18 protein-coding genes and 1 pseudogene are annotated in these 14,901 nt (G+C 72.4%); 9 read left to right on the plus strand and 10 right to left on the minus strand.

Annotated features, from left to right (window positions below; genetic code table 11):
- Window positions 1-7 precede the first annotated feature (7 nt).
- A complete protein-coding gene (locus OG439_RS09870; RefSeq protein ID WP_326949068.1) occupies window positions 8-1,093 on the plus strand; it encodes a Dyp-type peroxidase in 1,086 nt (361 codons plus the stop codon).
- Here OG439_RS09870 and OG439_RS09875 read toward each other — a convergent pair.
- A complete protein-coding gene (locus OG439_RS09875; protein ID WP_326949069.1) occupies window positions 1,074-2,171 on the minus strand; it encodes a S1 family peptidase in 1,098 nt (365 codons plus the stop codon). The two genes, OG439_RS09870 and OG439_RS09875, sit on opposite strands and share 20 nt — an antisense overlap.
- Before the next feature lie 350 nt (window positions 2,172-2,521).
- Between OG439_RS09875 and OG439_RS09880 the strand changes: the two genes are divergently transcribed.
- Both OG439_RS09880 and OG439_RS09885 read left to right on the plus strand, forming a co-directional pair.
- Complete coding sequence (locus tag OG439_RS09880; protein ID WP_326949070.1) at window positions 2,522-3,154, plus strand: hypothetical protein; 633 nt, start codon at window positions 2,522-2,524, stop codon at window positions 3,152-3,154.
- Window positions 3,151-4,155 (plus strand): hypothetical protein, encoded by a 1,005-nt coding sequence (locus OG439_RS09885; RefSeq protein WP_326949071.1) that lies wholly within the window; start codon window positions 3,151-3,153, stop codon window positions 4,153-4,155. The genes OG439_RS09880 and OG439_RS09885 overlap by 4 nt, the downstream gene beginning before the upstream one ends.
- 1 nt (window position 4,156) lies before the next feature.
- Here the strand turns inward: OG439_RS09885 and OG439_RS09890 are convergent, their stop codons facing one another.
- Entirely contained in the window at window positions 4,157-4,765 is a 609-nt protein-coding gene (locus tag OG439_RS09890) for an LUD domain-containing protein (protein WP_326949072.1), read from the minus strand.
- An 88-nt stretch (window positions 4,766-4,853) separates the two neighbouring features.
- Here OG439_RS09890 and sigJ point away from each other — a divergent pair.
- Window positions 4,854-5,742 (plus strand): annotated as a pseudogene (gene sigJ, locus OG439_RS09895) (RNA polymerase sigma factor SigJ).
- A gap of 3 nt (window positions 5,743-5,745) precedes the next feature.
- On the opposite strand, the gene OG439_RS09900 reads toward sigJ, so the two are convergent.
- Entirely contained in the window at window positions 5,746-6,462 is a 717-nt protein-coding gene (locus OG439_RS09900; RefSeq protein ID WP_326949073.1) for a transporter substrate-binding domain-containing protein, read from the minus strand.
- Between the two features lie 124 nt (window positions 6,463-6,586).
- Between OG439_RS09900 and OG439_RS09905 the strand changes: the two genes are divergently transcribed.
- The 3 genes from OG439_RS09905 (at window position 6,587) to OG439_RS09915 (ending at window position 7,710) form a co-directional block, all read left to right on the plus strand.
- A complete protein-coding gene (locus tag OG439_RS09905) occupies window positions 6,587-6,850 on the plus strand; it encodes a GlsB/YeaQ/YmgE family stress response membrane protein (RefSeq protein ID WP_247051260.1) in 264 nt (87 codons plus the stop codon).
- 108 nt (window positions 6,851-6,958) lie between these two features.
- Entirely contained in the window at window positions 6,959-7,252 is a 294-nt protein-coding gene (locus OG439_RS09910; protein ID WP_326949074.1) for a hypothetical protein, read from the plus strand.
- 50 nt (window positions 7,253-7,302) lie between these two features.
- On the plus strand, window positions 7,303-7,710 hold the full coding sequence (locus OG439_RS09915) for a hypothetical protein (RefSeq protein ID WP_326949075.1): 408 nt from the start codon (window positions 7,303-7,305) through the stop codon (window positions 7,708-7,710).
- On the opposite strand, the gene OG439_RS09920 is transcribed toward OG439_RS09915, so the two are convergent.
- Window positions 7,707-7,835 (minus strand): hypothetical protein, encoded by a 129-nt coding sequence (locus OG439_RS09920; RefSeq protein ID WP_326949076.1) that lies wholly within the window; start codon window positions 7,833-7,835, stop codon window positions 7,707-7,709. The genes OG439_RS09915 and OG439_RS09920 overlap by 4 nt on opposite strands.
- Before the next feature lie 144 nt (window positions 7,836-7,979).
- Here OG439_RS09920 and OG439_RS09925 point away from each other — a divergent pair, with 144 nt between their 5' ends.
- Window positions 7,980-9,137 carry a sensor histidine kinase gene (locus OG439_RS09925; protein ID WP_326949077.1) on the plus strand — a complete coding sequence of 386 codons (1,158 nt, stop codon included), beginning with the start codon at window positions 7,980-7,982 and terminating at the stop codon, window positions 9,135-9,137.
- Entirely contained in the window at window positions 9,134-9,808 is a 675-nt protein-coding gene (locus OG439_RS09930) for a response regulator transcription factor (protein WP_326949078.1), read from the plus strand. The genes OG439_RS09925 and OG439_RS09930 overlap by 4 nt, the downstream gene beginning before the upstream one ends.
- Here the strand turns inward: OG439_RS09930 and OG439_RS09935 are convergent.
- The 6 genes from OG439_RS09935 to OG439_RS09960 form a co-directional block, all read right to left on the minus strand.
- A complete protein-coding gene (locus OG439_RS09935) occupies window positions 9,792-10,613 on the minus strand; it encodes a CPBP family intramembrane glutamic endopeptidase (protein ID WP_326949079.1) in 822 nt (273 codons plus the stop codon). The two genes, OG439_RS09930 and OG439_RS09935, sit on opposite strands and share 17 nt — an antisense overlap.
- Before the next feature lie 111 nt (window positions 10,614-10,724).
- A complete protein-coding gene (locus OG439_RS09940; protein WP_326949080.1) occupies window positions 10,725-11,483 on the minus strand; it encodes an SDR family NAD(P)-dependent oxidoreductase in 759 nt (252 codons plus the stop codon).
- A complete protein-coding gene (locus OG439_RS09945) occupies window positions 11,480-12,409 on the minus strand; it encodes a 3-keto-5-aminohexanoate cleavage protein (protein ID WP_326949081.1) in 930 nt (309 codons plus the stop codon). The genes OG439_RS09940 and OG439_RS09945 overlap by 4 nt, the downstream gene beginning before the upstream one ends.
- The gene (locus OG439_RS09950) at window positions 12,409-13,254 is read right to left on the minus strand and encodes an LLM class flavin-dependent oxidoreductase (protein ID WP_326949082.1); all 846 of its coding nucleotides are present in this window, start codon (window positions 13,252-13,254) and stop codon (window positions 12,409-12,411) included. The genes OG439_RS09945 and OG439_RS09950 overlap by 1 nt, the downstream gene beginning before the upstream one ends.
- Window positions 13,251-14,021, minus strand: a complete 771-nt coding sequence (locus OG439_RS09955) for an HpcH/HpaI aldolase family protein (protein ID WP_326949083.1) — start codon at window positions 14,019-14,021, stop codon at window positions 13,251-13,253. The genes OG439_RS09950 and OG439_RS09955 overlap by 4 nt, the downstream gene beginning before the upstream one ends.
- A complete protein-coding gene (locus OG439_RS09960) occupies window positions 14,018-14,890 on the minus strand; it encodes a hypothetical protein (RefSeq protein ID WP_326949084.1) in 873 nt (290 codons plus the stop codon). The genes OG439_RS09955 and OG439_RS09960 overlap by 4 nt, the downstream gene beginning before the upstream one ends.
- Window positions 14,891-14,901: the final 11 nt, after the last annotated feature.

Consider the following 14,901-nt stretch of genomic DNA (forward strand, 5'->3'; position numbering starts at 1 on the left):
GTCGCGGATGCTTTCGAAAGAGGCCTCGCCGGGTGACGCCGAGGAGATCGCCGGACCCCTCACCCGCGCCGCCATCTTCCTGCTGCTGCGGATCGACTTCGGCGGCGAGGACGTCGTCAAGGACCTGCTGGCCGACCTGCCCGGGTTGCGGCGGTCCGTCGGGTTCCGGTCGCTGACCGGCGGCCTCTCCTGCCTGGCCGGGATCGGCTCCGCCGCCTGGGACCGGGTCTACGGCAGCCCGCGCCCGGCCGAGCTGCACGAGCTGCCCGTGTTCAAGGGCGAGCGCCACGAAAGCGTGACGAGTGACGCCGACCTCCTGTTCCACTTCCGCGCGGACCGGATGGACCTGTGCTTCGAGCTGGAGACGCTGATCATGGCGCGGCTCGCCGGCGCGGTCACCGTCGTCGACGAGGTGCAGGGTTTCCGCTACTTCGACGCGCGCGACGTGCTCGGCTTCGTCGACGGCACCGAGAACCCGACCGGCCGCGCCGCCCGCGCGGCCGTGTACGTCGACGACGACGGCGGGTTCGACGGCGGCAGCTACGTCGTCGTCCAGAAGTACCTGCACGACATGACGGCGTGGAACGCGCTGTCCACCGAAGAGCAGGAGCGGGTGATCGGTCGGCGCAAACTGTCCGATGTGGAGCTTTCGGACGCGGAGAAGCCGAGCGATTCCCACATCGCGCTCAACGTGATCACCGACGACGACGGCAACGAGCTGGACATCCTGCGCGACAACATGCCGTTCGGCCGCCCGGCGTACGGCGAGTTCGGCACCTACTTCATCGGCTACGCGAAGTCGCCCGTGGTGATCGAGCGGATGCTGGAGAACATGTTCGTCGGGTCGCCGCCCGGGAACCACGACCGCATCCTCGACTTCTCGACCCCGCACACCGGCGCGTTGCTGTACGTGCCGACGGCGGACTTCCTGGAGGACCCGCCCGAGCCGGAAACCGAAGCGGAAGAACCGGAACCGGAAGCGGAACCGGAAGCGGAACCCGGAACAGCGCCGGCACCCGACGACTCGCTCGGCATCGGCGGCCTCCGGGAGACCGCCGAGCCGTCAGCGGGTGTCAGTTGGTTTCGAGAGTGAGGCCGTAGCGGTCCAGCACCTCCCGCACGGGCTGGAAGAACGTGTCGCCGCCGGTCTCGCAGTCACCGGACCCGCCGGACGTCATGCCCTGGGCCTGCACCAGCTTGGTGCCGGACCCCGCGGCGGGACGGCTGACGAACGAGCCGCCCGAGTCGCCGGGTTCGGCGCAGGCGTCGGTGTGCGTGAGCCCGTACACGAGGTTGCCGTCGCCGTAGTTCACGGCCTGGTCGAGCGCCACCACACGGCCGCACTGCCAGTGGGTGGTGATGCCGGACCGGCAGATCCGGCCGCCGACCGGCACGACGTCCGTGCCGTCGATCCGCACGTCGGTGCCGTCCTCGTGGCGGTCCACCCGCGGCGGCGTCGAGACGGCGTCACTGGTCACCTTGACGGTGCCGTAGTCGTTGTCGGGGAACGACGATTTCGCCACCTTGCCGATGGGGCCGCCGACGCCGCTCACCGCGCCGCCGAGTTCCGTGCAGTGCCCGGCGGTGATGACGAAGTGGACGTCGTTGTCGTTGTACGCGTTGAACCCGATCGAACAGGCGCCGCCGTTGAAGTAAAGGCCCTGCCCGCCGATGGCGTCCCACAGCGGCCGCGGCGCCCGGGCGACGCGCTCCACCCGCACCGGCGCGCCGCCCGCGGTGGCCCACGCGACACCTGCCGGGTCGCCGCCCACCACGCTCACGACGACCTCGTTGGCGGGCGCGTCGACGTACCAGCCGGCGACCGAGGCGGGTACGCCGGTGGCTCTGCGATCCAGCGTCGACTGGACGCCCTTCAGCTCGGACGCGCTGTGCCGCACCACTTTCGGCGTCGCCCCGGCGGCGCGGATCTGCGCCGCGCGGGCCGCGTCGGTCGTGCCGACGACCAAGCCGCCGGTGGTGGTGTCCAGCCAGGACAGCCCGAAAGCGCTGCCCAGGGAGCCGCCGAGCGTGTGCTGCGCGGCGGCCAGCGCGGCCGGGCCGGCGGCTTCGGTCAACGGCGCGGCGGCCGCCGAGGCCGGGGTCGCGAAAGCGGTGGCCGCGGCCGCGGCGCCGACGAGGGCGGCCACGGTGCGCAGGGGTCGTCGAATCACGAGAACCTCCAGGAGTCGTGAGTGCGAGAACCGCACCCGTCAATCGACGTTACGCAGTACCGGGAAAGCCGGATAGCTGCCATTTGAGTAGGTCTCGCAATTCCCCTTTCCGGCGCAACGGGCCAGGTTGAGGGCTTGTCGATCGTCACTCCTGTGAGTGATCACCGCGGTTGGTGACGCCCCGCCTGGTCCCTTCACGCGCGACAATCCGCGACGATTTTCGCGGCATTCGGGAATTGTTTCCGGGCGACGAGCCGCCGGTTTCTCACCTGATCGTGGCCGAAACCTGGGTTCGGTAGCAGCCGGGCCCGCGCAAGCTGGGGGCGTCTCGAGGACAGGATGTGGTTGCGGTGAACACGAAGGATCCGGCGCGGGCCCGGCACGAGCGCCTCGAACGGTGGCACGGGCACCCGGTGGTGCTCACGGCCGTGGTCGTGGCTTCGGTCGCGACCGTGGCGCTGGGCGTGCTGGCCGGACTCGGGTTCGGCGGGTTCATGGCGCAGTTCCGGACCATGGCGATCGACAGCATCTTCGACGACCGCGGCGACGCGGACCCGCCGTACGTGGTCATCTGGGGCACGCTGGGCGTCTTCGGCTGCCTCTTCACGGCGACCCTCGCCGGCGCCGCCGCGCGCCGCTACCGGGGCCGGCCGGCGAGTCCCGCGTTCCCGGCCGTGCTGGCGCTGGCGGGCGGCACCGTCGGCGCCGGGGTGTCGGCCCGCGGGTGGCTGCCGCCGCTCGCCGTCGGCACCGCCGTCGACCCGGTGTTCCACCAGGACGAGCCGTGGGGTTTCTGGGGCTGGCTCTTCTACTACGCCGACTGGTGGGTGCCGGCGCTGCTGCTCGTGGTGACCCTGCTGGTGCTCGGCCGCGCCGTCACCGGCCGCCGCCGGTACACCGGGATGGTCCGGACCGCGCGATCCCGTCCTCGCCGGCTGGCTGCCGGCCCGATGAGCCCTTCGAGAATCCGGAGTACATCGTGATCAAGCTCGTCCGCGGGTTCCTGACCGGTGCCGTCATCGGGGTGACGCTGAGCGCCTTCGTCACCGGCATCATCATCGAAAACGTCCCGTTGATCCTCACGGGCATCGGACTTCCCTTCGCCTACGGCCTTCTCCTGTTCGTCGCCGGGATGCCGCGGCGGGCGCGGGAAGCGGCGGTCGTGCCGCGCGTGGCGCTCGCGAAGATCGAGAGCCTGCGCGCCAGTGGCACGGAGACGGGTGACGTGCCGGTCCGGTTCGACCTCACGGTCGCCCCGTACGGCGAGCCGTCGTTCCGCACCAAAGCCCGCCTCGACGTCAACCTGGTCGACCTGCCCAGCTACCGGCCGGGTGACGTCCTGGTCGTCGCGTACCCGCCGGACCGCCCGTGGAAGGCCCGGATCGTCGAGCCGGACGCGGAATGGGCGCGCCGCGCGGCCGGCGCCACCCTGGCGTCCGCGCCCGAGTCCACTGTGGTCCGGAAGCCGTCGGCCGGTTCCGGGCACGGCTTCCTCGTCCTCCTCGGGATCCTGGTCGGCGCGGCCGTGGTCGTCCTGCAGTTCCGCACCGAGCTGTTCGCCCCGGCGGCGGAAGCCTCCGAAGCCTCCGAAGCCTCGGAGGCCGCCGAACCCACGTCGGTCACGTCGTCCTCGGGTTCGGCCACGGTCACCGTCGGCCCGGGACAGTCCCTGGCGGACGTGGGCGAGCTGCGCCGCGCCGTCGACGGCCTGGCGCCTCATGCGGACGTCTCGAAGGTGCTCACCGCGGTCGTCCAGGAGCACCGCCTGTCGGTGGTGTTCGCGCCGACCGGCGTCACGGTCCCGTCGTTCGACCTGCGCGCCCTGCCCGTCGACCGCGTCCCCGCCCTGGTGGCGAAGGCGCGGAGCACCCTGGAGGTCGGCGTACCGCAGACGTGGCAGGTGACGGTGATCCCGTTCGCGGGCGCGGTGACCCTCCGCATCGTGGTCACCGGCCCGGACGGCAGCGCCTCCCTCGGCGGCTGAGTCAGAAGCCGACGGCCTCGCGCAGCAACAGGATGGTGACGCGCCCGGGGCCGTCCGCGTTGAGGACCAGCAGGCGGTTGATCGCGCTCGGCTGGCCGTAGACCGCTTGGGCGCGGGCGCTCTCCAGCGGCAGCGCGTGCTCTTCGAGGCGGCGCAACGCCGTGGCCATGTCGGGGACCACCTTCTGCGCCCCGACGACCCAGATCGCCCGGCCCGCGCCGCCGGCGTAGGCGGGCACCTGGCTGCCGCTGCCCGAGGCGACCACCACGGAACCGGTCTCGGTGACCGCCGCGACGCTGCCCACCACGAAGTCGGGGGTGGCGATCAGCCGCCGGATGTCGTCGGCCCGGGTGGCGCGGTCCATCGCCAGGACCCGCGGCTTGACGGCGTCGAACCGGCCGCCGGTGTTGAGGTCCTCCTCGATGCCCGAGAGCCGGGTCGTCTCGCTGGCCGAGGTGAACACGCTCGCGCCGGCCGGGACGAGCTCGCGGACGCGGTCGCGCGCGGCGGCGACGTCGTCGAGGATCTCCACGGCGAAACCGTGTTCCTTCAGCGCGGTGGCCGCTCGCTCCAGGCTCTCCGCGGGCGCGGCGGCGGTGAACGGGGTCATGGTTCCTCCTGCGGGGTCGTGTCACAACGAAGCCGTGGGGTTCGTCAGGACTACGACCAGGCAGCACCGCGGAATGTGAGGCGACCCGATGACCCGGCCCGACCCGATCACGAGCGAACGGCGGCACCTGACCAGCCTCGGCTACCGGCTACCGGCTCCTCGGCTCGCTGGCCGACGCCGAGGACGTCGTCCAGGAGACCTTCGCCCGCTGGTACGCCCTGTCCGCGCGGGAGCGGGCCGCGATCGCGTCACCCGGCGCCTGGCTGACGACGGTCGCCGGCCGGATCTGCCTGACCCAGCTCGCTTCCGCGCGCGTGCGGCGCGAGGCGTACGTGGGGGAGTGGATCCCGGAGCCGCTGCCGGGCAGCACGGAGTGGATCGACGTGGACCCGGCGGACCGGGTCACCCTCGACGAGTCGGTCGACATGGCCTTCCTCGTCGTCCTCGAGGCGATGACCCCGGCCGAGCGCGTCGCGTTCGTCCTGCACGACGTCTACCGCTACCCGTTCGCCGAAGTGGCCGGGATCGTCGGCCGGTCGACGGCGGCGTGCCGGCAGCTGGCCTCGTCGGCGCGCCGGCGGATCCAGGCGTCGCGCCCACCGGTGGCCACACCGACCGCCCGGCAAGCTGACCTCGTCCGGAGCTTCAAGGTGGCCTGGGAAGCCCAGGACATCGCGGCGCTGATCGGCCTGCTCGACCCCGGCGTCACGGCGACCGCCGACGGCGGTGGGCTGGCGACCGCCCGCCTCGAACCGATGTACGGCGGCGAAGCGGTCGCGCGCGCCTGCGCCGCGATCCTGGACGTGCTGCCCGGCATGACCTTCCGGGAGACCACCGTCAACGGCCGGCCCGGCCTGCTCTCCCAGCAGGACGGCGTCACCGTGACGGTGTTCGCGTTCCACGTCGAGGACGACCGGATCAAGCACATCTGGGCGGTGCGCAACCCCGAGAAACTCCGTGCCTGGACAGCGGCCTGAGCGTCAGCGGGCCGGGGGAGCGACGGCGGCGTCGGGCTGGTCCGCGCGCCGCAACGCCTCGGCGATGAACCCGCTCGCCTTCAGTTCCTCGACGACGTCGTGCAGGAACGCGACGGTCTCGGGGCTGCGGTCCTTCGCTGTCCCGACGGCCTGCTCGATCTGCATGAACCGCTCGGGGACGACCCGGACGCCGGGGTGCGCGGCGGCGTAGGCGGTCATCGGCTGCCGGATGCCGGCCGCGGCTTCGAGGCCCTCGGTCTCGAACGTCGTGACGCCTTCGTCGCCGCGCACGACGCTCGCGTGCTCCAGCGTGCGGGAGAGGAACAGGTCGTAGGCGGAGCCCTGCTTCACGCCGATCCGGACGTCCGGCCGGTCGACGTCGGCCGGGGTGGTGAGCGCCGAGCCGCGCGGCACGACGTACACGCCCTCGATGACGACGTACGGCGCGGTGAACGCGACCTCCGTCGCGCGGGCCGGGTCGATCGCCAGGAAGCAGAGGTCGGCGGCGCCGGAGGTCAAGGCGTCGAACGACTTCCGCGCCGCGTCGAAGCAGGCGAACTCCACCGGGACGCCCAGCCGCGCGGCGATCTCGCGCGCGATGTCGACCGTGACGCCGGTGGGTGCGTCCGGGGTGCCCTGGGCGAGCACGGCGTTGCCCAGGTTGATCGAGGCGCGCAGGACGCCGGTCGGGGCGAGGTCTTCGGCGATCGGCGTTCCCATGGCCGGGACCCTAGCGGCGGGCCGGATGAGATCCAGGTCACGTCCAGCTCACTCGGCGCGACGCCGCCACGCCCGGCTGCCATCCTGTGCCGTCTGGGTCGAGCGTGGATGAGAGGAGCAGTCCGTGGGCATCATCGGCTGGATCGTGCTGGGGCTCATCGCCGGCGTGATCGCGAAGATCCTCATGCCGGGCAAGGACCCCGGCGGCTGCATCATCACGATCCTGCTCGGCGTCGGCGGCGCGTTCGTCGGCGGCTGGGTGGGCAAGACGCTCTTCCACACCGACCTCGGCACGTTCTTCGACCTGCGCACCTGGGGTCTCGCCGTGCTGGGCGCACTGATCATCCTGGTCGGCTACCGCCTGATCTTCGGCAGCCGCCGCGACTGAGGTGCTTGACGCGCAAAGGTGACTGGCTCGCCTTTGCGCATCCGGGTGCCTCGCGAAGGCGTTCGCGATCGTGCGGGAAACGTGAACCGGTGTGCGAGAGTGGCCGATGTGGACGAACCGACCGCGCGTGAACCGGCTTCGGTGGCCGAGCTCGCCCAGGTGCGGGCGTGGACGGTCACCGCGTCGAAGGGCTGGTGGCTCACCGCCGAGCGCACCGTCGACGCGCACGGCCGGCGTTGGGTCGTCGGCCTGACCCCGACCGCCGGCGGGGCGACCGCGTTGATGCTCTGGTGCGACGACGTCGTGGTGTCCCACCGGCGCGGCCCCGAACGCGCCCTCTGCGGGCTCGCGGTGCGGTGGGTGACGAACCTCCTGGCGGGCCGGCCCTGGGACGCCGGGTGATCCACTAGAGTGGGTGTCAGCCTGGGGGCCGCTACGCACGAGGAGAAACCGTGGCGACCACCACCACCGAAACACCGCACTGGACGATCGGCACCGCAGGTGACATCGCCACCTTCACCCGGGTCCGGCCCGCGCCGGGCGGCCCGCGCGTGTGGAGCGGCCGGGGGCTCGCGCTGCCGGAGGCCGATCTGCCCACCTTCGGGAAGGCGCTCGGCGAGGTCATGAAGCTGCCGGTCTACTGGTCGGCGCGGGCCCGGGCCGAGGACCGCTCGGCAGGCGAGCAGGACGTGTGGTCGGCGCCGCGGCACGACCCCGACGACGGTTTCGTGCACATCGCGGGTCCGTGTCACCTTCCGGCGGAGCAGCCCGAAGCGGCTTTCACCCTGAGCTTGGTGCACGTCCGCGGCTTGCGCGTCCGGATCGCGGCGTACCTGCGCGATCGGGATGCTGTGACCTAGAAGGCCTGCTTGGCGAGCAGCCGGAACATCAGCCCGGCGACGAGGAGCAGCAGGCCGAGCAGGAAGAGCACGCCGATGCCGAGGACCAGCCCGCTCGCGCCGAGGGTGATGCCGATGATGACCACGAACCGCTCCTTCTTCGCGGGACGCGTCCCGCGTCCGGCCGGAAGCTGGCTACCCTCCCCGTGACCCGGTAAAACCCGCGTCCCCCACGTGGGTGACGGCGATCGGTGATCCGGCGGGGTCCGGGGCTCGCTAGGCTCCCCGCCATGCCGAAGCTGGGACGTCTCCGGAGCCGGTGGGCGGGGGTCTCGCTCGAGGTCCGGGACCGGGGCCTCGCGGTGGTCGTCACGGCCGCCGCGTTCGTGCCCGGGCTCGCCGTGCTCGGCGCCCAGTTCGGCGATCTGCCGCGGCACGACGGCGGGTTCCTCGCGGTCGTGCTGGTCCTCGGGCAGACGCTCCCGCTGGCCGTGCGGACCCGCTGGCCCGCTGCGGCTTTTGCCGTGACCGCGGTCTGTTTCGCCGCGCACGAGGTGCTCGCGTACCCCACCACCGTCGGCAGCCTCGCCCTGTACTTCGCGCTCTACTCCGCCGGAGCGCACGAGGAGCGGTTCCGCCGGGCGCTGGTCGCGACGGCGTCGGCCGGGTACGTCGTCTTCGCGGGCCTGCTGGCCCTTCGCGGGTCGCCGTCGGGGCTGCTCGACTACGTCGTCTACTTCGTGGTGCTGACGCTGTTCTGGCTGCTGGGCGCGCTGGTGCGGCAGCGGCGCCGGCAGGAGGCCGACCGGCGGCGGCTCACCGCCCGCGCCGCCGCGGCCGAGGAACGCGCCCGGCTGGCCCGCGAGCTGCACGACGTCGTCACCCACCACGTGACCGCCATGGTGGTGCAGGCCGACGCCGCCCGGTACCTGCCACCCGAGCGCGTCCCCGAAGTGCTCACCACCATCACCGGCTCCGGCCGCGACGCCCTGACCGAGCTGCGGTTCCTGCTGGGCGTCCTCGAAGCCACCGGCGCGCGCACGCCGGGCCTGGGCGCGCTGCGCGCCCTCGTCGAGCAGCCGGGACGGGTGGTCGAGCTCGTCGAAGAGGGCGAACGCCCGGCGCTGCCTCCGGAAACGGAGCTCACGGCGTACCGGATCGTGCAGGAGGCGCTGACCAACGCGGCCAAGTACGCCGCCGGCCGGCCCGCGGCGGTGCGCGTCGGCTACCGCGCCGACCTCCTCGAAATCGAGGTGACCACCGAAGGTCCGGCGACGGCGGCCGGCGCCCTCGGGTCCGGCGGCCGCGGGCTGGCCGGGCTGCGGGACCGCGTCGACGCGCTCGGCGGCCGGTTCACCGCGGGCCCGTCGGGTGACGGCTTCCGCGTCAGCGCCCAGATCCCCACAGCCCAGATCCCCACGGCCGAGATCCCCAGGAGCGACGGATGACCGACGGCCCGATCCGGGTCCTGATCTGCGAGGACCAGGAGCTCATCCGCGCGGGGTACGTGACGGTGCTCGGTGCCCAGCCGGACCTCGACGTCGTGGGTCAGGCCGCGAACGGCCACGAGGCGCTCGCCGAGTTCGACCGGCTGCGCCCGGACGTCGTCGTGATGGACATCCAGATGCCGCTGCTGGACGGGATCGAGGTGACCCGCCGCATCGCCGGCCCCGAGGCGGCCGACCCGGCGAAGGTCCTGGTGGTCACGACGTTCAACGTCGACCGGTACGTCTACGACGCCCTGCGCGCCGGGGCGAGCGGGTTCCTGCTCAAGGACGCGCCGCTGGACGAGCTCGTCGAGGGTGTCCGCACGATCGCCCGCGGCGAGTCGCTGCTCGCGCCGTCGGTGACCCGGACGCTGATCGGCCGCTACGCCGACCGCATCCGCCCGGCCGCTCCCACCGGCGGCCCGCTGGAAGGCCTTGCCCGACGGGAGCTGGAGGTGCTGAAGCTGATCGCCAATGGCTTGTCGAACGCCGAGATAGCGGCCGAGCTGGTGCTGAGCGTGGAGACGGTGAAGACGTACGTCTCGCGGATCCTGACCAAGCTGGACCTGCGGGACCGGGTGCAGGCCGTGGTGCTCGCCTACCGGACCGGGCTGGTCAGCGCCGAGGGATGAGCTTCGCGCGGCGGAGCAGCAGCCCCGTCGTCACCAGGCAGCACAGCAGCGCGAACAGGCCGGCCTCCGGGCCGAACGAGCCGCCGGTGAGCGCGTCCGGTCCGGAAAGGACGGTGCGCAGCAGGCCGGGCTCGCTGTCGGCGCCGGAGACCGCGGTGCCGAACACGCCGCCCTGCAGCCAGTTCCAGGCGAAGTGCAGGCCGATCGGCAGCCACAGCGACCGTGTGGCGGTGTAGGCGACGGCCAGCATCGTGCCGCCCTCGACGGCGATGGCGAGGGTGCCCCAGAGCGTGGCGTTGCCGTTGATCAGGTGCGTCAGGCCGAACAGCAGCGACGAGACCACGATCGCGATGACGCTGCCCGCGCGCTGCTCCAGGATGCGGTGGAGCACCCCGCGGAACAGCAGTTCCTCGGTCACCGCGACGGAAGCCATCGAGCCGGCCACGCCCAGGCAGGCCCAGAACGAGCCGCCGCTGATGTCGGCGTGGGTGAACACGATCGAGAGCAGCATGGTCGCGACGAAGGCGGCGCCGCCGATGAGCGCGCCGCGCCCGAGCCCGCCCCAGCGGCCGGCGGTGGCGAGTTCGGTGATTTCGTCCCGGTTCTCGACCCGCCGGGCCACCCACTTGTAGGCGAAGACGGCGCCGGCGGCCGCGCCGGCCCCGACCAGGAGGCGCAGGACCGGCACGCCCGCCACGAGCGCGTCCAGCCCGCGGGCCGCGATCAGCAGCACGGCGGTGGCGAGGAACAGGACAAGGAACCGGAAGCGCCGCAGCCGGGGCTTCCGCTCGGTGGGGGTGGTCATCGGGGTTCCTCTCGCCGGACGTCTTTGTGGAGTGCGGCGAGATTACGAGCGCGACGGGGAGTGCCACATCACTCCGTGACGGACATCCGGTGTAGCTCCCGAGAGGGACAATCAGGCGGTGAACCCGCCGTCCACCGGGAGGACGACGCCGCTGAGGTGGCTCGCCCGGTCGCTGAGCAGGAACGCCGCGGTGGCGCCCGCCTCGGCTCCGGTGCCGGCCTTCCGCAACGGCGTCGCCGCGATGCGCGCTTCCACGCCGCCGGGGATGGTGCGGCGCAGCTCGTCGAGCATCGGGGACTCCGTCGGGCCGGGGGCGATCACGTTCACGCGGATGCCGAGCGGGCCGAAGTCGTGCGCGGCGGTGCGGGTCAGGCCGATGACCGCGTGCTTGGTGGCCTGGTAGGCGCCCATGCCGGAGCTGCCGCGCAGGCCGCCGATGCTGCTCACGTTGACGATCGCGCCGAACCCCTGCGCCTCCATCACCCGCACCTCTTCGCGCAGGCACAACCACGTGCCCTTGACGTTCACCGCCATGATCCGGTCGAAGTCGGCTTCCGGCACCGCGTCGAGCCGGCCGCCCTGGCCCATCGCGGCGTTGTTGTACGCGCCGTCGAGCCGGCCGAAGCGGGCGACCGTCGCGTCGACGAAGGCCGCGACGCTGTCGGCGTCCGCGACGTCTCCCGTCGTGTACGCGACGTCGTGGCCCGCCGCGTCGAGGGTTTTCGCCAGCGCCGCAAGGGGTTCCTCGGTGCGGGCGACGAGCATCACCGAAGCGCCGTCTTCGGCGAAGACGCGTGCCGCTTCGGCGCCGATGCCCGAGCTGGCGCCGACGACGAGGACGACCTTGTCCGCGAGCAGGGGGGTGCTCATGCGTTCTCCTTGGTAGCACCGCGAAGCGCAAGCATCGCCCGCGCTTCGTCCGGGGTGGCGATCTGCTTGCCTATGTCCTCGACGACGGCGCGGATCTTCCGCACCTGCTGGGCGTTGCTCTCCGCGAGCTTGCCCTTGCCGATCCACAGGCTGTCTTCGAGGCCCACGCGCACGTGCCCGCCGAGCCACGCGCTGTGCGTGCCGAACGCCAGCTGGTCGCGCCCGGCCGCGAACGCCGAGAACTGGTAGTCGTCGCCGAAGAGCTTGTCGGCGATCCGCACCATGTGCTCCAGGTTCGCGTGGTCGGCGCCGATGCCGCCGAGGACGCCGAACACGCCCTGGATCAGCAGCGGCGGCTTCGCCAGGCCCTGCTCGACGAAGTGGGCGAGCGAGTAGAGGTGCCCGATGTCGTAACACTCGTACTCGAACCGGGTGCCGGCCGCGCCGAGCGTGCGCAGGGTGTGCTCGATCTTGTCGAAGGTGTTCACGAACGGGTGGGAGTAGGTGGTGAGCACGTAGGGCTTCTCCCAGTCGTGCTTCCACTCGGTGACCTTGTCGGCGATGCCCGAGTAGACGAAGTTCATCGACCCCATGTTCATCGACGCGAGCTCGGGCCGCACGTGGTGGGCCGCCGCGAGCCGCTGGTCCATGGTCATCGACGACGCGCCGCCGGTGGTGATGTTGATGACGGCGTCGGTCTCGGTGGTGATCGGCTCGAGGATCTCGTCGAAGACCGCCGGTTCGAACGCGGGCCGCCCGTCGGGGTGCCGGGCGTGCAGGTGCACGACGGCCGACCCGGCGGCGATCGCTTCGAGGGCCGCTTTGCTCACCTCGGCGGCCGACAGCGGCAGGTAAGGGCTCTGGGACGGGATGTTCACCGACCCGGTGATGGCGGTCGTGATGATGACTTTCTCCGCTGCCCGCATCAGTTCTCCTGTTCGGCGAGGGCTCGGTAAGCGTCGAGTTTGGCGTCGTCCAGCGGGCCGACCAGGGTGACGGCGACCTGCGTGGCTCCCGCGTCGTATTGCTGCCGCAACGCCTCGCGCACCTGATCCGGCTGGCCGCACGCGACGAGCGCGTCGACCAGCCGGTCGGACCCGGGCGGCGCGAGGTCGGCGCCGGTGAAGCCGAGCCGCGTCAGCTTGGCGAGCTGGTGCGGCAGCGTCAGGTAGTAGGCGAGGCGCTCGCGGGCGACGTCGCGAGCCGCTGCCCGCGAGCGGCCGATCACGGCCCACTGGACGACCGACAGGAACAGGTCCGGCCCGATCGTCCCGCGTGCCCAGCGGGTGTGCTCGGGCGTGACGAGGAAGGTGAGCAGCCCGTCGGCGCGCTCGGCGGCCAGCCGGGTGATCCCCTCCGAGTACGCGCCGAGCACCCGCGGCACCGCCCGGGGCAGGATCGCCTCGACGCCGTCGAGGTAGTCCCGCAGGAACGGCAGCGGTCCGACCCCACGTTCGCGGACCGCCCCGCTCACCCCGAGCCCGAGCACGTACCGGCCGGGGAAGCCCGCGGCGAGGTCCCGCGCCGCGGACGCCGCCGACTTCGGCACGCGTTCGAGCGCGCGGGCGACGCCGTTGCCGACGATCAGCCGTTCGGTGGACTGCAGCACGAGGGCCGCGGTCGTGAACGCCTCGCGCCCGGCGACCTCCGGGATCCAGACCATCCGGTGCCCGGCTTCTTCGAGCCCGCGGACGAACTTGATCACGCCGTCGTGGTCGAGGTCGTCCAGCTCGGCGATCGACAACGCGGTGCGCGGCAGGGAAAGGGTCATCCGTCGGCTTCCCGGAACGCCTTGACCAAGGTCCGCGCGGCGTCGGCCAGCATCGTCGTGTCGTTGCTGAGCAGGACGAAGTCGCAGCCGTCACGCACCGCCTGCGCCGCCCGCTCGGGCACGCCGCCGAACGCGAGCCCGCAGCGCTTGCCCGCGGTGTGCGCGGCCTCGATCGCCGACGCGATCAGGTCGAGCACCTCGGGCGACGACGGCGTCGAGCCCATCGACATCGACAGGTCCGCGGCGCCGACGAACACCGCGTCCACGGTGTCCAGCGCCAGGATCTCGGGCGCGGCCTTGATCGCCTCGACGCTCTCGAGCTGCGGGATGCACAGCACCTCGTCGTTGCCGGTGGCGAGGTACTCGGCGTTCGGGCGCAGGCCCCACGCCCCGGCGCGGCTGGTGCCGCCGGCGCCACGGACGCCGTGCGGCGGGAACCGGCACGCGCGCCCGACCGCGGCCGCCTGCTCGACGGTGTCGACGTGCGGCACGAGGATGCCCATGGCGCCCGCGTCGAGGATCTTCTGGATGGTCGACGCCGTCGTGTCCGGCACCCGCACGACGGGCGTGACACCCAGCGCGGCGGCCGCGTTGATCAGGCGGTACGCGGTCTGCAGGTCGAGCGGCGCGTGCTCCAGGTCGATCACGACGAAGTCGAACCCGGCGTACGCCATGATCTCGACCGGCTCGCCCGACGCGATCTTCAGCCAGGTGCCCAGGGGAGTGGTCTCGCGGGCGAACAGCCCGCCGCCGGTGCGCGCGCTCACGGCATCGGGTAGTCGTCGGCGTTGAGGACCCAGCCCGGTTTCTCCGAGAAGTCCACGCGCGGCGGGCTGAAGATGTCGATCAGCTGGTTGACGCCCGGGTCGCTCGCCTCGGAGGTGTGCACGGTCGGCGGCGGGATGACCGTGACGGACGGGCTGCCGATCCGCACGTGCTCGTCGTCGTGCCACGTCGTCCGGTCGTTGAGCCAGGGCGTGCGGATGTGGTGGACGTACTCTCCTTGCACGGCAAGGGAAAGCTGCTCGAAGTCGTCGTGGTGGTGCGGCGAGAGCTTGCGCGGGTCGCGCGGGCCGTCCTGCTCGGGCAGGAAGTTCACCATGAACGCCCGGGTGCGGAAGATGCGGCCGAACCGCTTCGGGTCCTGCGGCACCTCGGAGAGCGGGTAGAACCGGACGCGGTTGCCGCCGGCGGGTTCCGGCCACCGCTGCAGGAGCGTGACGCGCGGGTGGTTTTCGGCGTACGCACCGGCGTTCGCGGGCCGGTCGCGCCAGTCGCGTTCGGTCGCCTCGACCAGGCGGACGAGCGGGCCGTCACCCTCGACGCTGATCCGGGACGCGCCGGGCGGGGCGACGACGAGGCCGGGTTCGGCGATCCGGGTGGCGCCGTCGTCGGTGAAGAGGGTGAACGCGGGGGAGGCGCCGGTGACGACGATCGCCAGTTCGCCGGCGAGGTAGCCGTTGTCGAGGTCGTCACCGGAGTGCGCCTCTGTGTGGATCAGGATGACGTTCTGCGCGCGCACGACCTCGTTGTCGTGCAGGTCGAGGTACTGCGCGGTGGTGATCGCGGCGCCGCTGTCCGGCCGGGACGCGGTGGCCGTCGCGAGCGCGGACCGGGGATCGTCCTTTTCGTACACGGGGGAGTCCT

This window comes from Amycolatopsis sp. NBC_01307 (genome assembly GCF_035975215.1).
Classification (GTDB): Bacteria; Actinomycetota; Actinomycetes; order Mycobacteriales; family Pseudonocardiaceae; genus Amycolatopsis.

Excerpts from the sequence above, each read along its gene's own strand:
- OG439_RS09890 (WP_326949072.1), bottom strand. The coding sequence starts at position 4,765 with ATGACCCCGTTCACCGCCGCCGCGCCCGCGGAGAGCCTGGAGCGAGCG.
- OG439_RS09925 (WP_326949077.1), top strand. The coding sequence starts at position 7,980 with ATGCCGAAGCTGGGACGTCTCCGGAGCCGGTGGGCGGGGGTCTCGCTC.
- OG439_RS09935 (WP_326949079.1), bottom strand. The coding sequence starts at position 10,613 with ATGACCACCCCCACCGAGCGGAAGCCCCGGCTGCGGCGCTTCCGGTTC.
- OG439_RS09940 (WP_326949080.1), bottom strand. The coding sequence starts at position 11,483 with ATGAGCACCCCCCTGCTCGCGGACAAGGTCGTCCTCGTCGTCGGCGCC.
- OG439_RS09950 (WP_326949082.1), bottom strand. The coding sequence starts at position 13,254 with ATGACCCTTTCCCTGCCGCGCACCGCGTTGTCGATCGCCGAGCTGGAC.
- OG439_RS09945 (WP_326949081.1), bottom strand. The coding sequence starts at position 12,409 with ATGCGGGCAGCGGAGAAAGTCATCATCACGACCGCCATCACCGGGTCG.
- OG439_RS09930 (WP_326949078.1), top strand. The coding sequence starts at position 9,134 with ATGACCGACGGCCCGATCCGGGTCCTGATCTGCGAGGACCAGGAGCTC.
- OG439_RS09900 (WP_326949073.1), bottom strand. The coding sequence starts at position 6,462 with ATGGGAACGCCGATCGCCGAAGACCTCGCCCCGACCGGCGTCCTGCGC.
- OG439_RS09870 (WP_326949068.1), top strand. The coding sequence starts at position 8 with ATGCTTTCGAAAGAGGCCTCGCCGGGTGACGCCGAGGAGATCGCCGGA.